This window comes from Lysobacter sp. ISL-50, from assembly GCF_018612875.1.
GTDB lineage: Bacteria > Pseudomonadota > Gammaproteobacteria > Xanthomonadales > Xanthomonadaceae > Lysobacter.
Genome location: NZ_JAGGRI010000005.1, coordinates 17,254 through 36,450 on the forward strand (window position 1 = coordinate 17,254; position 19,197 = coordinate 36,450).

The 19,197-nt window shown below is 67.4% G+C and carries 18 protein-coding genes; 5 read left to right on the forward strand and 13 right to left on the reverse strand.

Translation table 11 applies throughout. From position 1 onward, the window contains the following. Positions 1-415 precede the first annotated feature (415 nt). The 5 genes from J7J50_RS03755 to glnA all read right to left on the reverse strand — a co-directional run bounded on the left by J7J50_RS03755 (position 416) and on the right by glnA (position 5,346). Positions 416-1,786, reverse strand: coding sequence for an ammonium transporter (locus tag J7J50_RS03755; RefSeq protein WP_285222303.1), 1,371 nt, complete (start codon positions 1,784-1,786; stop codon positions 416-418). A gap of 37 nt (positions 1,787-1,823) precedes the next feature. Beyond that, the gene (locus tag J7J50_RS03760; protein ID WP_057941192.1) at positions 1,824-2,162 is read right to left on the reverse strand and encodes a P-II family nitrogen regulator; all 339 of its coding nucleotides are present in this window, start codon (positions 2,160-2,162) and stop codon (positions 1,824-1,826) included. Positions 2,163-2,199: 37 nt separating this feature from the next. Further along, positions 2,200-3,006 carry a TorF family putative porin gene (locus tag J7J50_RS03765; protein ID WP_215057817.1) on the reverse strand — a complete coding sequence of 269 codons (807 nt, stop codon included), beginning with the start codon at positions 3,004-3,006 and terminating at the stop codon, positions 2,200-2,202. Between the two features lie 198 nt (positions 3,007-3,204). Further along, positions 3,205-3,663 (reverse strand): GNAT family N-acetyltransferase, encoded by a 459-nt coding sequence (locus tag J7J50_RS03770; protein WP_215057816.1) that lies wholly within the window; start codon positions 3,661-3,663, stop codon positions 3,205-3,207. A gap of 273 nt (positions 3,664-3,936) precedes the next feature. Further along, complete coding sequence (gene glnA, locus J7J50_RS03775) at positions 3,937-5,346, reverse strand: type I glutamate--ammonia ligase (RefSeq protein ID WP_057941189.1); 1,410 nt, start codon at positions 5,344-5,346, stop codon at positions 3,937-3,939. A gap of 290 nt (positions 5,347-5,636) precedes the next feature. On the opposite strand from glnA, the gene J7J50_RS03780 reads away from it, so the two are divergent. From J7J50_RS03780 to J7J50_RS03795, 4 genes are all read left to right on the forward strand, one after another. After that, the gene (locus J7J50_RS03780) at positions 5,637-6,443 is read left to right on the forward strand and encodes an undecaprenyl-diphosphate phosphatase (RefSeq protein WP_215057815.1); all 807 of its coding nucleotides are present in this window, start codon (positions 5,637-5,639) and stop codon (positions 6,441-6,443) included. 31 nt (positions 6,444-6,474) lie between these two features. Continuing rightward, the gene (locus J7J50_RS03785) at positions 6,475-6,990 is read left to right on the forward strand and encodes a DUF2750 domain-containing protein (protein ID WP_215057814.1); all 516 of its coding nucleotides are present in this window, start codon (positions 6,475-6,477) and stop codon (positions 6,988-6,990) included. A 100-nt stretch (positions 6,991-7,090) separates the two neighbouring features. Next, the gene (locus J7J50_RS03790; protein ID WP_215057813.1) at positions 7,091-7,939 is read left to right on the forward strand and encodes an META and DUF4377 domain-containing protein; all 849 of its coding nucleotides are present in this window, start codon (positions 7,091-7,093) and stop codon (positions 7,937-7,939) included. 68 nt (positions 7,940-8,007) lie between these two features. Continuing rightward, positions 8,008-8,562 (forward strand): hypothetical protein, encoded by a 555-nt coding sequence (locus J7J50_RS03795; protein WP_215057812.1) that lies wholly within the window; start codon positions 8,008-8,010, stop codon positions 8,560-8,562. Between the two features lie 167 nt (positions 8,563-8,729). On the opposite strand, the gene J7J50_RS03800 is transcribed toward J7J50_RS03795, so the two are convergent. The 8 genes from J7J50_RS03800 to J7J50_RS03835 form a co-directional block, all read right to left on the reverse strand. Continuing rightward, on the reverse strand, positions 8,730-9,203 hold the full coding sequence (locus J7J50_RS03800; protein WP_215057811.1) for an RDD family protein: 474 nt from the start codon (positions 9,201-9,203) through the stop codon (positions 8,730-8,732). A gap of 154 nt (positions 9,204-9,357) precedes the next feature. Further along, entirely contained in the window at positions 9,358-9,984 is a 627-nt protein-coding gene (locus J7J50_RS03805) for a YbhB/YbcL family Raf kinase inhibitor-like protein (RefSeq protein WP_215057810.1), read from the reverse strand. 176 nt (positions 9,985-10,160) lie between these two features. Continuing rightward, entirely contained in the window at positions 10,161-12,233 is a 2,073-nt protein-coding gene (locus J7J50_RS03810; protein ID WP_215057809.1) for a tetratricopeptide repeat protein, read from the reverse strand. Between the two features lie 126 nt (positions 12,234-12,359). Beyond that, entirely contained in the window at positions 12,360-13,394 is a 1,035-nt protein-coding gene (locus tag J7J50_RS03815; protein WP_215057808.1) for an NADP-dependent oxidoreductase, read from the reverse strand. 114 nt (positions 13,395-13,508) lie between these two features. After that, a complete protein-coding gene (locus tag J7J50_RS03820; RefSeq protein WP_215057807.1) occupies positions 13,509-14,108 on the reverse strand; it encodes a TetR/AcrR family transcriptional regulator in 600 nt (199 codons plus the stop codon). A gap of 73 nt (positions 14,109-14,181) precedes the next feature. Beyond that, positions 14,182-15,171, reverse strand: coding sequence for an alpha/beta fold hydrolase (locus J7J50_RS03825; RefSeq protein WP_215057833.1), 990 nt, complete (start codon positions 15,169-15,171; stop codon positions 14,182-14,184). 7 nt (positions 15,172-15,178) lie between these two features. Continuing rightward, positions 15,179-15,985, reverse strand: coding sequence for a lysophospholipid acyltransferase family protein (locus tag J7J50_RS03830; protein WP_215057806.1), 807 nt, complete (start codon positions 15,983-15,985; stop codon positions 15,179-15,181). A 278-nt stretch (positions 15,986-16,263) separates the two neighbouring features. Continuing rightward, on the reverse strand, positions 16,264-17,583 hold the full coding sequence (locus tag J7J50_RS03835; protein ID WP_215057805.1) for a sugar MFS transporter: 1,320 nt from the start codon (positions 17,581-17,583) through the stop codon (positions 16,264-16,266). A 428-nt stretch (positions 17,584-18,011) separates the two neighbouring features. Between J7J50_RS03835 and J7J50_RS03840 the strand changes: the two genes are divergently transcribed. Beyond that, the gene (locus J7J50_RS03840) at positions 18,012-19,073 is read left to right on the forward strand and encodes a glucokinase (RefSeq protein ID WP_215057804.1); all 1,062 of its coding nucleotides are present in this window, start codon (positions 18,012-18,014) and stop codon (positions 19,071-19,073) included. The last annotated feature ends 124 nt before the right edge of the window (positions 19,074-19,197 follow it).

The window sequence follows — 19,197 nt, forward strand, 5'->3', positions numbered from 1 at the left end:
TGCGCGAGCGCGTCCGGACGTGTCGGCGGACAGCGCTATGTCCGCGTTACGCAGACTAGGCGGGAATATTTATTCGACAATGCGTAAAAGACTATTCGTCACACCGCGTTCGTTGATGCGGATCATGGATTGCGCATCGGCAACTGCGCCGATTGCATGAGTCGGCGCGTGAGCACGCAGCGGCGAAAACCAAACTGCGACGCGCATCGTGAAGCGGCGATAGCGCGTGAATCGTGCGGAAATCGATTACCCAACCCAGAGTGGCGCGGCGGCCGGATCGATGGGTATTAAAAAAATGGATTCGGGCTTGCGCCGGAATCCATTTTGATTCTTGCATGCAACGTCCGCGTCGCCGAAGGCGCATCGCGCGCATTCGTCCAACCCCTCTCCCGCGCACGGGAGAGGGGTTCGCTTGTCAGCTCTCGTACGCCGACTCGCCGTGAGTGGTGATGTCCAGGCCTTCGCGTTCGGCTTCTTCCGGCACGCGCAGACCGATCACCAGCTTGACGATCGCGAACGCGACCACCGACACCACGCCCGACCACACGATGGTGATGCCGACGCCGAGCGCCTGCACGCCCAGCTGCGAGGCGATGCTGTCGTTGCCCGCGCCGAAACCGAAGCCGCCCAGCGACGGCGCGCTGAACACCGCGGTCAGCAACGCGCCGATGATGCCGCCCAGGCCGTGCACGCCGAACACGTCGAGCGCATCGTCCGCGCGCAACAGACGCTTGAGCCCGTGCACGCCCCACACGCACACCGCGCCAGCGATCGCGCCGATGGCGATCGCGCCGAACGGACCGACCGTGCCGCAGGCCGGGGTGATCGCGACCAGTCCGGCGACCACGCCCGAAGCGCCGCCGAGCATCGACGGCTTACCCTTGATCAGCTTCTCCACCAGGCTCCAGGCCAGCGCCGCCGCCGCGGTCGCCAGCAGCGTGTTGAGGAACGCCAGCGCCGCGCCCGCGGTCGCTTCCAGGTTGGAGCCGGCGTTGAAGCCGAACCAGCCCACCCACAGCAACGACGCGCCGATCATGGTGAAGGTGACGTTGTGCGGCTTGATCGCCTCGCGCCCGTAGCCCACGCGCTTGCCGACGAAGTACGCGCCGACCAGGCCGGCGACACCGGCGTTGATGTGCACCACCGTGCCGCCGGCGAAATCGATCGCGCCCTTGGCGAACAGGAAGCCGTCCGGCCCGTACCAGACCATGTGCGCGATCGGCAGATAGGCGAAGGTGAACCACAGCACCGAGAACAGCAGCACCGCCGAGAACTTGATGCGCTCTGCGAAGGCGCCGACGATCAGCGCGCCGGTGATGCCGGCGAAGGTCGACTGGAAGGCGATGAACACGTACTCGGGCAGCGACACGCCGGCGCTGAAGGTCGCCGCCAGCGATTCCTTGTTCACGCCCTTGAGGAACAGCTTGTCGAGATTGCCGATGAACGCATTGCCGCCGTTGAAGGCCAGCGAGTAACCGTAGACCACCCACAACAGCACCAGCAGCGAGAACACCGCCAGCACCTGCATCAGCACCGACAGCACGTTCTTGGAGCGCACCAGTCCGCCGTAGAACAGCGCCAGGCCGGGCACGGTCATCAACAGCACCAGCAGGGTCGAGGTCAGCATCCAGGCGACGTCGCCTTTATCGACGATGGGTTTGGCCGCTTCCGCGGCCGCCGCGGCGTCCTGCGCATGGGCCGGGGCGAGGGCGAACAAGGCCGCCGCCGGCAACGCGCTCCAGGCCAGGGTTCGCAGCATCCGCTCGCGCGAGCGGGGTTCGAGCATCGTGTCGTACTTCATGTTCGTCTCTCGCAGGCAGGGGTCAGAGGGCATCGTCGTCGAGCTCGCCGGTGCGGATGCGCACCGCGCTTTCCACCGGCAGGACCAGGATCTTTCCGTCGCCGACCTTGCCGGTGCGCGCGGCGTTCTGGATCGCTTCCAGCGCGGCGTCGAGCAGGCTCTCGGGCACGGCGCATTCGATCTTCAGCTTGGGCAGGAAATCGACGACGTACTCGGCCCCCCGGTACAACTCGGTATGGCCCTTCTGGCGCCCGAAGCCCTTGACTTCGGTGACGGTGATGCCCGATACGCCGACTTCGGTCAGCGCTTCGCGCACCTCGTCGAGCTTGAACGGGCGGATGATGGCGGTGATCAGTTTCATCTCGCGGCTCCGGTGGTTTCGATCAATGCGCGCGGCGTCAGAACGCCTTGCTAACGGTCAAGGTGAAGGCGCTGTCGGCCAGGAAGTTGTTGTGGGCGTTGGTGTAGAGCGCCTTCTCGGCATCGGTATCGCTGTAAGCGGCGGCCACGGAGAAGCCGCTTTCGAACGTCTTGGTCACCCCGAGCTTCCAGTCGGTGTATTCGAAGGCTTCGTTGTTCTCGATCCACTGCTTGCCGCCGTGCAGGTTGAGCGTCCAGCCCGGCTGGAAGGTCCAGTTGAGGTTGGCGTCGATATAGCCGCTGCCGTCGGAATCGGCGTAGCCGAACAGATCGGTGACGGAATAGGAGTATTTCAGGCCGACCGACACCGTTTCGCTGGGCGCGAGCGTGCCGCCCAGATAGATCTCGGTGGTGTTCGGGCTGTTGAAGCCGGACGGGTAGTCGCCCGGGTAGTAGTAGGTCAACACGCCGACGTCGTACGAGAAGATCTCGCCGGCCTTGCCGCGATAGCCCAGATAACCGTCGAGCTCCAGGCTGCTGGAGATGTCGTCGCCGACGACGACCGTGTCCGACAGCCAGCTGATGTTGCTGCCCCAGGCGCCGACATAGAAACCGCTGTCGTGCGCGTATTCGATACCGCCCTGCAGGGCCGGCTCCTGATTGGTCTGCGAGACCCCGCGAAACAGGTAGTCCGAGGTCAGACTGATCGAGCCCGTGGTTCCGGCGCGCGCTTGCGTCGCCGCGAGCGCGGCGCAGGCGAGCGCGAGTGCGAGCGTCGCCTTGGCGACGGCATGGGCATGCGCGTATGCGGCGTTGTGGTTTTCAGTCTTGAGATGAGACGACATGACGCAGGCTCCTCATAAGCGGTGGCCCCTCCCCGGTCATTGCGATGTGCTCGGTATCGCGGGGCGCTTCGTAGTCGCCCTCGCTGTTTTTCGGAAACAAGCCGCCCCGCGGCGGGCCTGGCCCGTCGTGCGTGTCCTCATGGGTTGTCGGTGGAAAACGAAAACGGCCCGGGGCATGCGCCCCGGGCCGTGTGTGGGTTACAACGCCTTGCTCATGAACACGCTGTTGGGATCGTCGCGATATCCGGCGAAGGGCCCGCAGTAGTCGAAGCCGTAACGCGCGTACAGGCTGCGCGCCGGCTCGAATCCATCCATCGAGCCGGTTTCCAGGCTCAGCCGCCGATACTCGCGCCGGCCGGCCTCGCCGAGAATGTGTTCGAGCATCGCCGCGGCGACGCCGCGACGCCGATGCGCGCTGGCGGTGCGCATCGATTTGATTTCCCCGTGCCCGTCGTCGAGCCGCTTGAGCGCGCCGCAGCCGAGCAGATCCTCGCCTTCGCCCCAGGCGCTCCAGAACGTGATGTCCGGATGCTTGAGCCCGTCCAGGTCGAGCGCGTGGATGCTTTCCGGCGGCGACAGTTCGGCCATGCCCTGCAGGTGTTCGCGCAACAGCGCGATCACTTCGGGATGGTCGAGTTCGCCGGTACGGATGTGCATCGGGCGTTGCTCTCCTGGTTCACGACGGTGCGCGTCATTACTCGGCGTATCAGCGGCGTATCGGTCCGCGACGGCAAGAACATTGCCGTTGCGGACCTGATGCGCACGCCGTGGCCGCTTAGACGGCGTAGTACATCTGGTATTCGAGCGGGCGAACCGGGAGCTTTCCGGAATGCGTTGAAGCGCATTCCGGCCCGGTGAGCGCCCGGTCCGCGAGGACCGGGCCGGACATCCGCCGATCCGAAGACCCGATATACACATGCAGCAACTGCTTTAGACGGCGTAGTACATCTGGTATTCGAGCGGATGAGTCGCGGCGCGGAACTTAGTCACTTCCTGCATCTTCAGCGCGATGTAGCCGTCGATGAAGTCGTCGGTGAACACGCCGCCGGCCTTGAGGAACTCGCGATCCTTGTCCAACGCTTCCAGCGCCTGGTCGAGCGAATGGCACACGGTCGGGATGCCCTTCTCCTCTTCCGGCGGCAGGTCGTACAGATCCTTGTCGCTCGGGGCGCCCGGGTCGATCTGGTTCTTGATGCCGTCCAGGCCGGCCATCATCAGCGCGGCGAAGGTCAGGTAGCCGGACTGGATCGGATCGGGGAAGCGCATTTCGATGCGGCGCGCCTTCGGATTGGCCACGTACGGAATGCGGCAGCTCGCCGAACGGTTGCGCGCCGAGTAGGCCAGCATCACCGGCGCTTCGAAGCCCGGGACCAGACGCTTGTAGCTGTTGGTGCCGGAGTTGGTGAACGCGTTGATGGCGCGCGCGTGCTTGAACACGCCGCCGATGTACCACAGCGCCATCTGCGACAGGCCGCCGTAGCCGTCGCCGGAGAACAGGTTGACGCCGCCCTTGGCCAGCGACTGGTGCACGTGCATGCCGCTGCCGTTGTCGCCGACGATCGGCTTGGGCATGAAGGTCGCGGTCTTGCCGTTGCGGTGGGCGACGTTCTTGATGATGTACTTCATCGTCAACAGCTCGTCGGCCTTGGCGACCAGCGAGTTGAACTTGGTGCCGATCTCGCACTGGCCGGCGTTGGCGACTTCGTGGTGGTGCACTTCGACTTCGATGCCGACCGCTTCGAGCGTCTTGCACATCTCCGAGCGGATGTCGTGCAGCGAGTCCAGCGGAGCGACCGGGAAATAGCCGCCCTTCACGCCCGGACGGTAGCCGCTGTTGCCGCCTTCGTACTCCTTGCCCGAGTTCCACGCCGCTTCTTCCGAATCGATATGGAAGAAGGTGTGGCCCATCTCGTTGGCGTAGCGCACCGAATCGAAGATGAAGAATTCCGGTTCCGGGCCGAAGAAGGCCTGGTCGGCGATGCCGCTGGACTTGAGGTAGGCCTCGGCGCGCTTGGCGACGCCGCGCGGATCGCGCGAATAGGCCTGCATGGTGGCCGGGTCGAGGATGTCGCAGGTCAGGATCAGGGTCGGATCGGCAGTGAACGGGTCCAGGACCGCGGTCGAAGCGTCGGGCAGCAGGATCATGTCCGACTCGTTGATGCCCTTCCAGCCGCTGATCGAGGAGCCGTCGAACATCTTGCCGTCTTCGAACAGCGCCGGCTCGACGATCGACTTGGGGAAGGTCACGTGGTGCTGGACGCCACGCATGTCGGTGAAACGCAGATCGATGAATTCGACCTTGTGATCCTTGACGAGCTTTTCGACGTGTTCGAGAGACATGGGTTCTTCCGGGAATGGGGAATCGAGAATGGGGAATCGTGCAACGCGAGGGCGTTGGAGTCGCCTGCCCGTTGTACAAGCAAACGGTGTGCCAACTATTTTTCTATCGCAAGCCAATGATTTAAATAGATATAACTATTTAGCTCATCGCCGCACGCATTTCTTTGGTGCATAAATTCCGACATCTGCACCAATTTGGAACATCGCACTTTCCGCTATCCTGGCGCGCCGTCGCGGCTCCCCCGGGCCTACGTCGATTCCCCATCCCCCTCCCCGATTCCCCACCCCCAATGACCGATCTGCTCGCCGCCCTTCTCCTCGGCATCATCGAAGGCATCACCGAATTCCTGCCGATTTCCAGCACCGGGCATCTGCTGATCGCGCAGCACTGGCTCGGCCCTCGCTCGGACCTGTTCAATATCTCGATCCAGGCCGGCGCGATCCTCGCGGTCGTGGTCATCTACTGGAAGCGGCTGTGGGGGCTGGCGACCGGCTTCACCCGCCGCGACAACCTCGACTACCTGCTCAAGCTCGGCCTGGCCTTCGGCATCACCGCGGTGCTCGGCGTCGCGGTCAAGAAGGCCGGCTTCGCGCTGCCCGATCACGTCACCCCGATCGCCTGGGCGCTGGTGCTGGGCGGCGTGTGGATGATCGCGGCCGAGCATTTCGCCGCCAAGCGCGCGGCCGCGCTGGGCGAACGCAGCCAGATCACCTGGACCGTGGCCACGCTGGTCGGCGTCGCCCAGGTCGTGGCGGGCGTGTTCCCGGGCACCTCGCGCTCGGCGGCGACGATCTTCATCGCCTTGCTGGCCGGCACCACCAGCCGCGCGGCGGCGACCGAGTTCGCCTTCCTGGTCGGCATCCCGACCATGTTCGCGGCCACCGGCTACGAGCTGATGCACGTGGCCGGCACTCCGGCCGCGGCCAGCGAGGACTGGAGCGCGCTGGCGGTGGCCTTCATCGCCTCGGCCGTGACCGCCTTCATCGCGGTGAAGTGGCTGTTGCGTTATATCCAGAGCCATCGCTTCACCGCGTTCGCGATCTACCGCCTCGCCTTCGGCGCGGCCTTGCTGCTGTTGATGCCCACGGGCAGCTGATCCGCACCGATCCCTTGCCGGAACCTCGCCGATGAACGAACAAGACCGCCTCGCCGAACAGCAGTTGCTGGAGTACGTCCAGCTGTCCAGTCCGGAGCGTTACGCCGCGTTCCTGGAATCGGTGGCGCGCACCGGGCGGTTTTGGATCGCGATGTCGGGCGAGTTCGTGCTGACCTTGTTCGACGAAGACGGCCAGGAACTGCTGCCGGCCTGGCCCTCGGCCGCGACCGCGCGCGCCTCGCTCGCGCAGGCGCCGCAACTGCGCGAGTACGCGCCGGCCGAGCGCGAACTGGGCCCGTGGCGCGAGCAAACCGCCGCCGCGCTGACCGAAGCCAAGGTCGCCGTCGGCGTGTTTCCCAGCGACCGCATGCAGAGCGTGACGGTCGATGCAGGCTTGCTGCTGTCGCATATCGATGAAGTGATCGCGGAGGATGCCGCGCTCGACGACGACACCGTGGACGACGAAGCCGACGGCAGCGGCGGCCTGGATCTGGAACGCGCGCAGCGCGAGCTGATGCGCAAGTTCGCCAAGCCGCCCAAGTCCTGAGCCTCGTCGCCGCCGACCGCCCGCTGAACGCGCGCAACCCCATCGCCCGCGCCGGCCCGTTGATCCTGTCTTCGCAACGCAACCCGGATCATTGCGCCCCATGAACATCACCCGCCCGCTCGTCCTCTCCGCCGCCGCGCTGTCGCTGGCCCTGCTCGCCGCCTGCGCCGCGCCCTCGCACAACAACGCCGACGGCGCCGCCGCCGCGCCCGCTGGCGATTCCGCCGACACCGGTTTCGCCAAGTCGTCCATCGACCTGGGCGCGTATCGCTGGAACCTCGACACCGCCAGCGACGCCGCCGGCAAGCCGATCGGCGTGCTGCAGCGCGAAGGCAAGTACGGTCTGCAGCTGAGCTTCCTCAAGGACCGCCTGGGCGTGTCCGGCGGCTGCAATCACGTCGGCGCGACCTATGCGCTCAACGGCGACAAGATCGAGGTCAAGAATTTCCAGACCACGCTGATGGCCTGCCAGGACCCGCGCCTGATGCAGATGGACAGCGAGATTTCCAAGCAGCTCGAAGGCAGCACCGTGTTCGCGATCGAAGGCCAGGCGCCGCAACCGCGCCTGCTGCTGACCACCGCCTCGGGCAGCAAGCTGGTCCTGAGCGGCCAGCCGACGCCGGAAACGCGCTACGGCGGCGCCGGCACGACGATGTTCTTCGAAGTCGACGCAAAGCGCCGCAGCTGCCCGCATCCGCTGATGCGCGACTACCAGTGCCTGTGGGTGCGCGAGCGCAAGTACGACGCCAACGGCGTCGCCCTGGCGCCGGCGGAGGATTGGCATTTCCTCTACCAGGACATCGAGGGCTACACCCACGAAGCCGGCGTGCGCAACGTGGTGCGGATCAAGAAGTTCGACATCAAGAACCCGCCGGCCGATGCCTCGTCGGTGGCGTATGTGCTCGACATGGTGGTCGAGAGCGAATTGGTTCCGCCGCCCAAGTCCTGAGGCAGCTGCGCGGGCGCGCCTTGATGCGCGTCCGCGCTATCGCGGCGAGATCGTGGATAGGGGAAACGATGGCTCTGGATTATCGCCGCGTTGCACGAACGCATCCTTCATTTAGCCTCGCGCTGGCATTGATTGTCAGCGCCCTGGCGTCATGCAGTACGACCGGAGCAAGCGTGTCCGGGCAGCAAGCATCTGCGAGCGCGAAGGACGCGATAACCATCGAGCATTTGTTGCGGTGGTCGCTCGATGGCGAAGCAGGCAAGAACAGGATCAAAGCCGCATTGGGCAGTGTTCTGGATTTAGAGCCGCTTCCGGGACAGGATCTTTCCGGACAAGGGCCAGCCAGACTGGAAGACGGCTACGTCCTGAGCTTCGGCTCGATAGGACAGTTGACCGGTCAGATCGATATCGGCGTTGCGCCGGCGCCCTGCCTATCCCCGGAACTCGCCTCCAAATTGCTCGGCGCGCAAGGCAAGCCGACCGTCGATGCGCATGGCGAAGATCGAGGAAAAACATACACAACGCAGCGCTCCGGCAATTGGATCAACTTCACCACCACGCCGCCGACTTACCGTTGCGTCGACTCGATCCACATCCACCCGATACGCGCTTCACGTCCGTGAGCAGCCGCGCTCGAGCGTTCAGGACTTCCTGATCACCCGCGTCTCGGACAGACGATCGTGCCAGGCGATGCGATCTTCGCCGGAGAAGAAGATCGAGAACGGTTCGAACGGGATGCAGCGGCCCAGGGTGCGCACGATGACGCCGCCCCAACCGGGCGGCTGGCGCTTCAGCGCGCCCGCACCACCAGGGTCTTCGGCAGGCGATCGTGCCAGGCGGCGACGCGCTGGGTTCCGGAGAACAGGATGGTGAACTGTTCGAACGGGATCAGCCGCGCGGCGGTGCGGCCGAATACCTGGCCCCAACTCGGCGGCCGGCCTTGTTCGTCCACCACCCGGGTATTGGTGACCAGCTTGCCCAGGGTGACGCCGAACATGCCTTCCATCGGCACGTAATAGATCAGCAGCGCGATCGGCGTCATGACCCAGTCGCGGAACAGGTTCGGCTCGCGCAGCGAGTTCACCACGGCTGGATCGTAGGCGGTGTACAGCGTCAGCGCGCAGACGATCAGCGCGACGCAGGCCAGCGAGTCGATCAGGTAATTGATCAGGCGCTGGCCGCGCGTGGCGGTGACCAGTTGCGCGATGCGTTCGGCGCGCACCTGGGTCTGCGGTGCGTCGTAGGGGTTGTGCGGGTCGTTCATTTCGTCGCTCGGTGAACAATCGCCGCGCGCCGTGGATCGGCGGCGGCGCGGTCGGTCAAAGGTAAGCCGGATCGGCGCTCACAGGTTGCGGGTCTGGCCGCGGCCGACATCGACGATGCCGCTGACCAAGGCCACGCGCGTCGCGCTCATCGGCTCAGCCCTTGACCGCGGGGTTGAGCGAATACGTGCCGTAGATCGAGGCCTCGCCCAGCACGTGGCCCTGCATCGCGTTCAACACGTCGGCGGCGGTGAAGCGCGCGTCGAGTTCCAGCCGCTCCACGTCCAGGGCGAACACGCGGAAAAAATAACGATGCAGGCGCAGATCGTTCGGCGGCGGGAACGCGCCGTCGTAGCCGTACCAGTCGCCGGCCATGTCCGGATCGCTCGCGAACCAGCCGGTGTAGTCGTTGAGGCCCTGGCGCGAGCCGCGCGGGCCGGACGGATCGCGCTTGCCGTGCGCGGTCACGCCGTCGCTGCAGCTGCCGGCGGCGATCTCGCCCACGTCGGCGGCGATGTCGGCGACCACCCAGTGGATGAAATCGGTGCGCACCTGATGCTCGGGAATCTGCACGTCGCTGCGGCCGACCATCTCGGCCACGGTCGGCACGTCCGGGTCGATGCACACCAACGCGAACGAACGCGTTCCCTGCGGCGCGTCGTCCCAGGCCAGATGCGGATTGCGGTTCGGCGCGAAGCCATAGCCGTCGCCGCTGGCCTGGCCGGCGGCGAATTCGGCCGGCAGGCGTTGACGGTGCTGGAAGCTGTTGCTGTGAATGCGCATGAAGGGCTCCTGGGCGCGGCTGATTCGCGGTGCGGGCATCGCACCAAGACGGTGAGGGTGCACGATAACGCGCGTTATCGATCCGCGACGGATCGATAACGCGCGGGGAAGTATTCCGCAGCCGGCCGCCGCGAACCGGGTGGTCGATCGCAGCGGCCGTTGCTACCGGCGCGCGCTCAGGCCTGCGGATAGCCCAAGCGCTTGGCCACCGGCGCGAGCAGGGCGAACGCTTCGCCCAGCGCGCCCTGATACGCGCGCCAGCGGCCGTTGCCGAGGCGCTCGTTCATCACGATGCCGCCGGGCAGCGATACCTGCACGCGCAGGGTGTCGGCGATGATCTGCGCGATCGCGCCGGAGTCTTCGCCGGTTTCGTCCAGACGCACCAGGTTGTGCGGGAACAGATTGCCTTCGTGCAGATCGGCGATCTGGTCCAGGCACTGCGCCAGCCAGCGCGCGCCGTCTTCGGGCGTGGGCAGCGCATACGGCGTCGGACTGCCGCAGGCCAGCCAGTCCAGCAGCATGTCGCGCGGATCGCGGATCGGAATCAGCAGGAACGCTTCCGACAAGTACGGACGCAGCGCGCGCAGCAGCGCGTTGTCCCACCACAGCAGCCAGTCGAACACCGGGCCGTCGGCGGCGCCGCGCGCGGGCAAGGCGGCGCGGTACATCTTGATCAGGAACGCCGGATCGAGCGAACCGGCGAGCAGTTCCTCGACCGTGCCGTAGCGCTGCATCGGATCGGTCGGCGGCTGCGGGCCGTAGCGATCGACCAGCAGCGGCGCGCCGACCGCGCCGAGCACCTGGGCGATGCGCTCCACCCGCGAACCCGGCGCGCCCCACAGCAGCAGGATGCCGCGGGTGCCTTCGGCGATGGTGGCCATCGCCGGCCAGTCGCTGCCGCTGCGCGCGCTGATGGGGTTGAACGGCAGGCGTTGATCGACGACTTCGGCGTGAAGCTCGGCCCAGGTCGCCGCGGCCGCTTCGGGCTGCGCGGCCAGATCCAGGGTGCGGCCGAGCAACTGCCGCAGCTCGCGCTTGGCGGCCGGATCGACGGCCTGTCCGATCAGGCGTTCTATGCGCTCGGCGGCGGCGTCGGGATCGCGTTCGGTCAGGCCCTGGACGATGCGCATCTCGGCGGCGACATCGCCCGGGCTGAGTTCGACGATGCGTTCGGCGATGGCTTCGGCCTGGCTGTGTTCGCCGAGTTGATCGTGCACCGCCGCGCGCGCTTCCAGCGCGGCGAGGTTTTCCGGCATGGCCTGCTGCCAGCGGTCGAGGACCGCCAGCGCCGACGGCTCGCCGAACGGTTCCAGCACCAGCCGCGCGCGCCACAGGTCCTGCTGCTGCGGATGCGCGGCGAGCGCGGTTTCCAGCGACTGGCGCGCGTCGTCGATGGCGCCGAGGCGGCGCCAGGCTTCCATGATCGCGTTGAGCGTGCGCGGATCGTAAGGCTGATCGTCGAAGGCCTCGCGCAGCAGCGACAGGGCGCGGTCGTTGCGGCCGGCGTCGAGTTCCAGCTCGCCGGCCCAGCGGCGCACGCCGAAGCCGGCGTCTTCGCGCTGCGCCACCGGCGCGATGCGATCGGCGGCTTCGGCATAGCGCGATTGCAGGCGCAGCAGATCGGCGATCAGCAGTTGCAGCGTGGGCTGGTCCGGGCTGCGTTCGGCCAGCGCGGTGAAGGCTTGTTCGGCGAAGGCCAGATGGCCCTTGGCCAGATAGGCGAAGCCCAGGCCGTGCAGCACCTGCGGATCGTCCGGCGCCTGCGAGGCGGCGTGGCTGAGGATCGCCAGGGCGCGGTCGGCGTCGCCGCGGCGCAGCGCCAGCACGCCTTCGATCGCGGCGACCTGCGGGTGATTCGGGGCGATGCGCGCGGCGGTGCGGCCCAGGCGCTCGGCGTCTTCGAGGTCGCCGCGCACGATGGCGAGCTGCGCTTTGACGACGTAGGCCGGGAACTGGTTCGGGTCGAGCCCGATCGCGCGCGCGAGCGAGGCCTGGGCCTCGTCGAGGTGGCGGCCGTCGAGCAGCGCGCCGGCGCGTTCCAGATGCAGTTGCGCATCCTCGGGCGTGAGGCCGATGGCGCGATCCAAGGCCGCCACGGCGCTGTCGCGATCGCCGTTCAGACGCAGGGCGGCTGCGTGCAGGCGATGCAGGCCGGCGTCTTGCGGGTCGGTGCTCAGCGCTTGTTCGGCGGCGGCCAGCGCTTCGGCGGGGGTGCCGCGGCGCAGCGCGTCGAGAATGGGTTCGTACATTCGTGTGCTTCGGACGGGATAAGAGGAGGGGGATTGTAGGGGCGCGCGCGGTTTCGCGCTTTTTATGCGCTGGCCGCTGGCCGCGATCGATCCCTGCCCCCCTCGCTCCGTCCCGCCCGGCCGGGCTCAGGCCTGCGCCACGCGCACCACCAGCTTGCCGAAGTTATGCCCCTGCAGCAGGCCGATGAACGCGGCCGGCGCGTTCTCCAGGCCGTCGACGCGGTCCTCGCGCAGCTTGACCCGGCCGGCGGCGACCCATTCGCCCATCTCGCGGCGGAACGCCTCGAAGCGCTCGGCGTAGTGGTCCAGGATGATGAAGCCCTGCAGGCGGATGCGTTTTTGCAGCAGCGTGGTCATCAGATGCGGCAGCGGGTTGGGCACCGGCGGCTGCGCTTCGTCGTTGTAATGCGCGATCACCCCGCACACCGGCACGCGCGCATGGTGGTTGAGCCGCGGCAGCACCGCCTCGAACACCGCGCCGCCGACGTTCTCGAAGTACACGTCGATGCCGTCCGGGCAGGCCTGGGCCAGGCGTTGCGCCAGCCGCGGATCGTGGCGGTCGATGCAGTCGTCGAAGCCGAGTTCCTCCACCGCGTAGCGGCACTTGTCCGCGCCGCCGGCGATGCCGACCACGCGCGCGCCCTTGAGCTTGGCGATCTGCCCGACCACCGCGCCGACCGCGCCGGTCGCCGCCGCCACGACCACGGTTTCGCCCGGCTTGGGCTGGCCGATGTCGAGCAGGCCGACGTAGGCGGTGAAGGCGGGCATGCCCAGGCCGCCCAGCGCCAGGGACGGTTGCGCCATGTCGCCGAGCGCGGTCAGGTCGGTGCCGTCCGACAGCGCGTAGTCCTGCCAGCCGGCGTTGCCCAGGACCAGATCGCCGGCCTTGAACTGCGGATGATCGGAGCTGACCACCCGGCTGACCGTGCCGCCCACCACCGGCGCGCCCAGCGCGATCGGCGGCGCGTAGCTGGTGCCGGCTTCGTCCATGAGATTGCGCATGTACGGGTCCAGCGACAGATACAGCGTGCGCAGCAGCAGCTGGCCCGGGCCGGGCGTCGGCGCGGCGGTTTCTTCCAGACGCAGGTCCTGCGCGGTCGGCACGCCGGTCGGGCGGGCGGCGAGGACGATGCGGCGATTCACGGGTTGGGGCTGCGACATGGGGGCTCCTATCGGGTGCGTGGGGTGGGTTCGGACGACTTGGGCGACGCAAATAGACCGGTCGCCTAGTAATTGGGTGCAAAAAATCGCGGCCGGCATTCACGCCGTCCCGCTTCAAACGTTTTGGGTCAGGCCGAGCAGTTGCCGGGTGCCGGCCATGGCCGTGTCCAGCGGCGCGCGGTCGCGGGCGATCTTGGCCAGCAGGCTGGCGCCGAGCCAGTTCTGGTAGAGCGTCACCGCCGCGGCGCGGCTGTCGGCCGGCGCCGACAGGGAACCGTCGGCGCGGCCGGCATCGATGCAGCGCGCCAGGCGCTCGGTGATGCAACGGGTGCCGCGTTCCAGCGCCGCGCGCATGCTCTCGGACAGGTCGCTGACTTCCGCGCCGAGCTTGACCACCGGACAACGGCTGCTGGCCTCGTCGCCGGTCTGCGAGTCGAGCCAGTCGTGGAAGTAGCCGCTCAGCCGCTGCGCGGCCGTGCCCGGTTGGCTCAGCAGCAGGTCCATCCGCGCCAGATACCCGGCGAAATAGGTCTCCAGCACCGCCTCGCCGAAGGCTTCCTTCGAGCCGAAGTAGTGATAGAACGAGCCCTTCGGCACCTGCGCGGCGGTCAGCACCTCGGTCAGGCCGACCGCGGTGAAGCCTTTGCGCAGCAGCAGCGGCAAGGCCACATCGAGGATGTGCTGGCGGACGTCGCTGGGGGCGGTGGAGGTCATGGCGGCACTCTAGACCCAATTAGACCGGTCGTCTAGAGGTGCTGCGAATGATCGCCGGGTCAGCGGCGACGGCTCAGACCGAAGCCAGCTTCTCCAGGCGGTCGGCGATCCAGCGCTCGGCGAAGCCGTCCAGCTGGGCGTTCTCCAGGAACCCGCAATGCCCGCCCCAGGACGCGACTTCCAGCCGCGCGTCGGCGGGCAGCTCCAGTTCGCGGAAGCCCGCCACCGGAATCACCGGATCGTCGGCGGCCATCAGGATGCTGACCGGCACCTGCAACCGCGCCAGGCGCTGGCCGGCGACCGAATAGCCGTCGAAATAGCGATCCAGGGTGCCGAAGTCGGTATGGCGCTCGACCATCCACTGGGTCAGCGGACGCATGCTCAGGCCGAGCGTGCGGTCGTCGAAGTTGTGCACGCCCGGAAACAGCTCGCGTTTGCGCGCCAGCGAGTCGCGCCATTTGCGTTCGAAGTACCACAGGTAAAAACGCAGGCCGTTTTCCATCGACTCCATCGTGCGCGCCGGGTCCAGCACCGGACACACCGAGGCCACGTGCGCCAGCGGCAGCCCGGCCTCGGGCGCGCGCAGCGCCAGGCGCAGGGCGAAGTTGCCGCCGAGCGAATACCCGGCCACCGACAGCGGCCGCAGCGGAAACATCCGCGCGATCTGCGCGGTGGCCTGCACCACTTCGTCGATGCGGTTGGAGTGGAACAGGCCTTCGTTGAGGTGATGGGTGTCGCCGTGATCGCGGAAGTTGAGCCGGAACACTTCGAAGCCGCGCGCGAGCAACTGCGCCGCGGTCAGGCGCATGTAGTTGGAATCCACGCTGCCTTCCCAGCCGTGCAGCAACAGCACCAGCCCGCGCGGCGTGACGCCGTCCACGGCGCTGTGCAGGCCGTGCAGGCGCACGCCGCCGTCGGTCTGGATGATGTGCGCCTGGGTGCGCGCGCCGATCGCCGCCAGCCGGCGTTCGGCGTTGCGGCGGCGCAGGGGACTGGAACCCAGCGCCGATTGCACGTGGGCGTTGCGCAGCCAGCGCGGCGGAGCGTAATCGGCTGCAGTCAACATGGGATCAGCTCGCCATCGCCTCGATGATGCGCAGCCGCGCCAGTTCGGCGATGCGGCGCCGTCCATCGGCTTCGCCCGGGCCGATCGGTGTCAGGAAATGGATTTCGGCCACGCGCCCGGGTTCGCCGAGCAGGCGCAGGAAGTTGGCGAAAAAGCTTTCCTTGTCCTGGAACGCGACCACCGCCTGGGCGTCGCCGCGCTCGCCGTAGCGCAGCGCCACCGGCTGCACCGGCACGCCGGCTTCGACCGCGGCCAGGAAGATGCGCGCGTGGAACGGGCCGATCTCGCGGCCGCCGCGGGTGCCGCCTTCGGGAAACACGCCGACCGCACGGCCCGCGCGCAGGCGCGAGAGCATTTCGTGCAGCACGCCGCCGAGCGACTCGGTGTTGCCGCGGTGATGGAAGATGGTCTGGCCGCGCGCGGCGAGCCAGCCCACCACCGGCCAGCCGGCGATTTCGCGCTTGGCGACGAAGCCCATCATGCGTTGGCTGTGCAGGATCTCGATATCGACCCAGCTGACGTGATTGGCGACGAACAAGGTCGCCCCGGCCAGCGGCGTGCCGATCCGGCGCAGGCTGAAACCGAAGATGCGCATCAGGCCGCCGGCCCAGGCGCGGATCAGGCGTTCTTCCAGGGTTTCCTCGCCCAGCGGCAGCCGCGAGGTCGGCAAGGTGATGAGCAACAGCACCAGCGGCAGGTGGATGAGCAGATGCCACACCAGCAGCGGCACACGGATCAGGTAACGCAGCGCGCGCGCGGCCGACGCACCGGGAGGCGCGACCGCGCCGGCGTGGGGAGGCGGCGCATTCATTGTGTGCACGATACCGAAGCGATGTCGCAGCGGCCAGCGGCGATTGCGGGTGGCGGCGGCGTTTTAAACGCGGTGGTGAAAATTTGACCGTCCGGGTGGGGCTGAATGGGTGCGCAGAGGGGTTAAAGGCTTAACAGCTTCAAGAGCGAATCCCCCCTGCCCCCCCTTTTTCAAAGGGGGGAACAGCCTCGGCGAAGGTGGGTCCGCAAGGCCTCCGGATTCCCCCCTTTGAAAAAGGGGGGTTAGGGGGGATTTGCTTTTGCCTTCCCCCAGCAACCTCAATTCGAAGAAGCCGCCACCGCCCCATTCGACGACACCGCGCCGCGATCGCGCAGCCCGACCTTATGCCCGGCCTTGGCGAAGTACAGGATGTACAGATAGCAAGGCACCATCAGCAGCAAGAACACCAGCTGGAAGTCCATGTGCTGCTTGAGCGCCGCGAACAACTGCGGCACCACCGCGCCGCCGGCGATGCCCATCACCATCACCGCCGAACCGACCTCGGTATGCCGTCCCAGTCCGCGGATGCCCAGCGGGAAGATCGCCGGCCACATCATCGCATTGGCGAAACCCAGCGCGGCGACGAAGGCCACCGACACATAGCCGTGGGTGACGAAGGCGCCGACCGACAACACCACGCCGAGCACCGCCGACAGGCTCAGGTAACGCTCCTGCGAGATGAAACGCGGAATCACGATCAGCCCGACCACGTAGCCGACCAGCATCCCGCCCAGCGTCAGCGAGGTGAAGAACTTGGTCTTGTCCAGCGGCAGGCCGAAGCTGTGGCCGTAGGTGCCGATGGCGTCGCCCGCCATCACTTCCACGCCGACGTAGACGAAGATGCACAGCGCGCCCAGCCACAGGTGCGGGTACTGGGTCAGGCGGGTGCGGCCGTCGTTTTCGCCGTTCGAGGCGCGATTGGCCTCGGCCGCGCGCAGTTCCGGCAACGGCGAGAACAGCACGCCGACCGCCAGCAACGCCAGCAATCCGGCCATGACCAGATACGGCGCGTGGATGCTGGACGCGAAGGTATCGAGCAACTGCGCCTTGGTCGCCGGATCGGCCGCCTTGACCTGCGCGGCCAGATCGCCCATGCCGTGCAGCACCAGCGCGCCGAGCAGCAGCGGCGCCAGGATGCCGGCGATCTTGTTGCAGATGCCCATCACCGCGATGCGCTGCGCCGCGCCTTCGATCGGGCCGAGGATGCTGATGTAGGGATTGACCGCGGTCTGCAGCACCGCCAGGCCCGCGCCGATCACGAACAGGCCGCCGAGCGCGCCCGGATACCAGCGCTGGGTCGTGTACTCGCCGAACACCGCCGCGCCGATCGCCATGACCAGCAGGCCCAGCGCCATGCCGCGCTTCATGCCGGTGCGGCGCAGGATCGCCGACGACGGCAGGGCCAGGAAGAAATACGACAGATAGAACGCCATCGGCACCAGGAAGGCGCCGACCTCGTCGAGGTCGAAGGCGAGCTGGGCGAAGGTGATCAACGGCCCGTTGAGCCAGGTGACGAAACCGAACACGAAGAACAGCGCGCCGATGATCGCGATCGAGCCGAGATACCGCGGCTGAGCGCTGGCGTTGGAAACCGACATGAGACATCCCCTCCCAGAGCAGCGGGTGACGCCCGCCACGCGTCGCCTGTCCCGGTTGACCGGCACGACAAGCGACCGCCCAACGTTGTCACATCTGCCCGGGTCCTGCCAACACAACCGGGGCGAATGGGCTGAAACCCGCGCCAGAACGTGATCTCAGGCGCGCGACGGCATGTTGCGCCGCATCATTAAAAATGGCGCGAGTACACGGTTTGCGCAAGCAGATGACACTTTTGACGACGTTTGTTGACAACGTTGTCAAAGCCGGAGCAATCTCGGCGCCGCCAGGGGAAACCGATGGGCAGCCGTGGAGGGCGCATGCAGTGGGACGGGCTGTTGAAGGCATTGTTTGGGGGAAGCAGGCACGGGGTTTCGACGCCCCGGCACGAACGCATCGGCGCGACCGCGCCGGGCGGATGGGTGCGAGCATGAGCGCTGCGCCTCAGCTCAAGCGAACCATGCCCGCGAACATGAATACTTTTATCGCCGCCGATGTCGGCGGTACGCACACCCGTGTCGGCCTGGTACGTCCAGGCCATGGCGGCGAATCCACCGTGGCCGTGCTCGCGCACCGCAAGTACGTGTGCGCCGACTACCCCGGCCTGGCCGCGATCCTGGCCGAATTCATCGCCGGCAACGGCGTCGGCGTGGACCGGGTGGTGATCGCCACCGCCGGCGTCGTGCTCGACGACGAGGTGGTCAATTCCAATCTGCCCTGGCGCATCTCGCTGTCGCAGCTGCGCAGCGAACTGGGCCTGCACGAAGTGCTGGTCATCAACGATTTCCAGGCCAACGCCAACGCCGCGCAATGCATGGCGCCGGACGACTCCACCTTGCTCACGCCGGGCGTGAGCGAAGCCGACTCCGGGCCCGGTCCGGTGCTGGTGATCGGCCCGGGCACCGGCCTGGGCGCGGCGCTGCGCATCCCGCACGGCCACTCCACCGTGGTGCTGCCGACCGAACCGGGCCATACCGCGTTCGCGCCGGGCAACGGCCGCGAAGTGGACATGCTGCGCCTGGCCCAGCAACGCGGCCAGACCCACGTGCCGACGGAATACTTCGTCTCCGGTCCCGGGCTGGTGAACCTCTACAGCGCGCTGTGCACGCTCAGCGGCGTGGAAGCCTCGCTGCGCGCGCCGGCGGCGATCACCGAAGCCGCGCGTCGCGGCGAAGCGCTGGCCCGCGAAGCGGTGCTGACCTTCTGCGCGCTGCTGGGCAGCGTGATCGGCGATCTGGTGGTGATCAGTCGCGCCAACGCGGTGTTCATCGCCGGCGGCATCCTGCCGCAGCTCAAGGACTTCGTGCCCGACAGCGCGTTCCACGCGCGAATGCTCGACAAGGGCGTGATGCGTCCGGTGCTCGAACGCGTGCCGGTGCGGTTGATTGAGAACGAACGCCTCGGCGTGATCGGCGCGGCGAGCTGGTACCTGGAACACCTGGCGCAGTCCGGGCAAGACGCTCTAGCCGCGCCGCGACAACACCCGCAGTAACCGCGCGTCCGCCCTGCCGCCGACCGCGAGCGGGCGGCGAACGCGAAACACCGCTGCACACCGGGCGACGCCTGCCCGGAACGGTTCGGCAACATCCAGCTGCACGCCTGATTTCGCACAACCG

Coding starts and splice junctions, on each gene's coding strand:
- J7J50_RS03800 (WP_215057811.1), bottom strand. CDS start 9,203: ATGAACGACCCGCACAACCCCTACGACGCACCGCAGACCCAGGTGCGC.
- J7J50_RS03760 (WP_057941192.1), bottom strand. CDS start 2,162: ATGAAACTGATCACCGCCATCATCCGCCCGTTCAAGCTCGACGAGGTG.
- J7J50_RS03835 (WP_215057805.1), bottom strand. CDS start 17,583: ATGTCGGTTTCCAACGCCAGCGCTCAGCCGCGGTATCTCGGCTCGATC.
- J7J50_RS03815 (WP_215057808.1), bottom strand. CDS start 13,394: ATGTCGCAGCCCCAACCCGTGAATCGCCGCATCGTCCTCGCCGCCCGC.
- J7J50_RS03790 (WP_215057813.1), top strand. CDS start 7,091: ATGAACATCACCCGCCCGCTCGTCCTCTCCGCCGCCGCGCTGTCGCTG.
- J7J50_RS03765 (WP_215057817.1), bottom strand. CDS start 3,006: ATGTCGTCTCATCTCAAGACTGAAAACCACAACGCCGCATACGCGCAT.
- J7J50_RS03830 (WP_215057806.1), bottom strand. CDS start 15,985: ATGAATGCGCCGCCTCCCCACGCCGGCGCGGTCGCGCCTCCCGGTGCG.
- J7J50_RS03840 (WP_215057804.1), top strand. CDS start 18,012: ATGAGCGCTGCGCCTCAGCTCAAGCGAACCATGCCCGCGAACATGAAT.
- J7J50_RS03770 (WP_215057816.1), bottom strand. CDS start 3,663: ATGCACATCCGTACCGGCGAACTCGACCATCCCGAAGTGATCGCGCTG.
- J7J50_RS03755 (WP_285222303.1), bottom strand. CDS start 1,786: ATGCTCGAACCCCGCTCGCGCGAGCGGATGCTGCGAACCCTGGCCTGG.
- J7J50_RS03820 (WP_215057807.1), bottom strand. CDS start 14,108: ATGACCTCCACCGCCCCCAGCGACGTCCGCCAGCACATCCTCGATGTG.
- J7J50_RS03785 (WP_215057814.1), top strand. CDS start 6,475: ATGAACGAACAAGACCGCCTCGCCGAACAGCAGTTGCTGGAGTACGTC.
- J7J50_RS03795 (WP_215057812.1), top strand. CDS start 8,008: ATGGCTCTGGATTATCGCCGCGTTGCACGAACGCATCCTTCATTTAGC.
- J7J50_RS03805 (WP_215057810.1), bottom strand. CDS start 9,984: ATGCGCATTCACAGCAACAGCTTCCAGCACCGTCAACGCCTGCCGGCC.
- glnA (WP_057941189.1), bottom strand. CDS start 5,346: ATGTCTCTCGAACACGTCGAAAAGCTCGTCAAGGATCACAAGGTCGAA.
- J7J50_RS03810 (WP_215057809.1), bottom strand. CDS start 12,233: ATGTACGAACCCATTCTCGACGCGCTGCGCCGCGGCACCCCCGCCGAA.
- J7J50_RS03780 (WP_215057815.1), top strand. CDS start 5,637: ATGACCGATCTGCTCGCCGCCCTTCTCCTCGGCATCATCGAAGGCATC.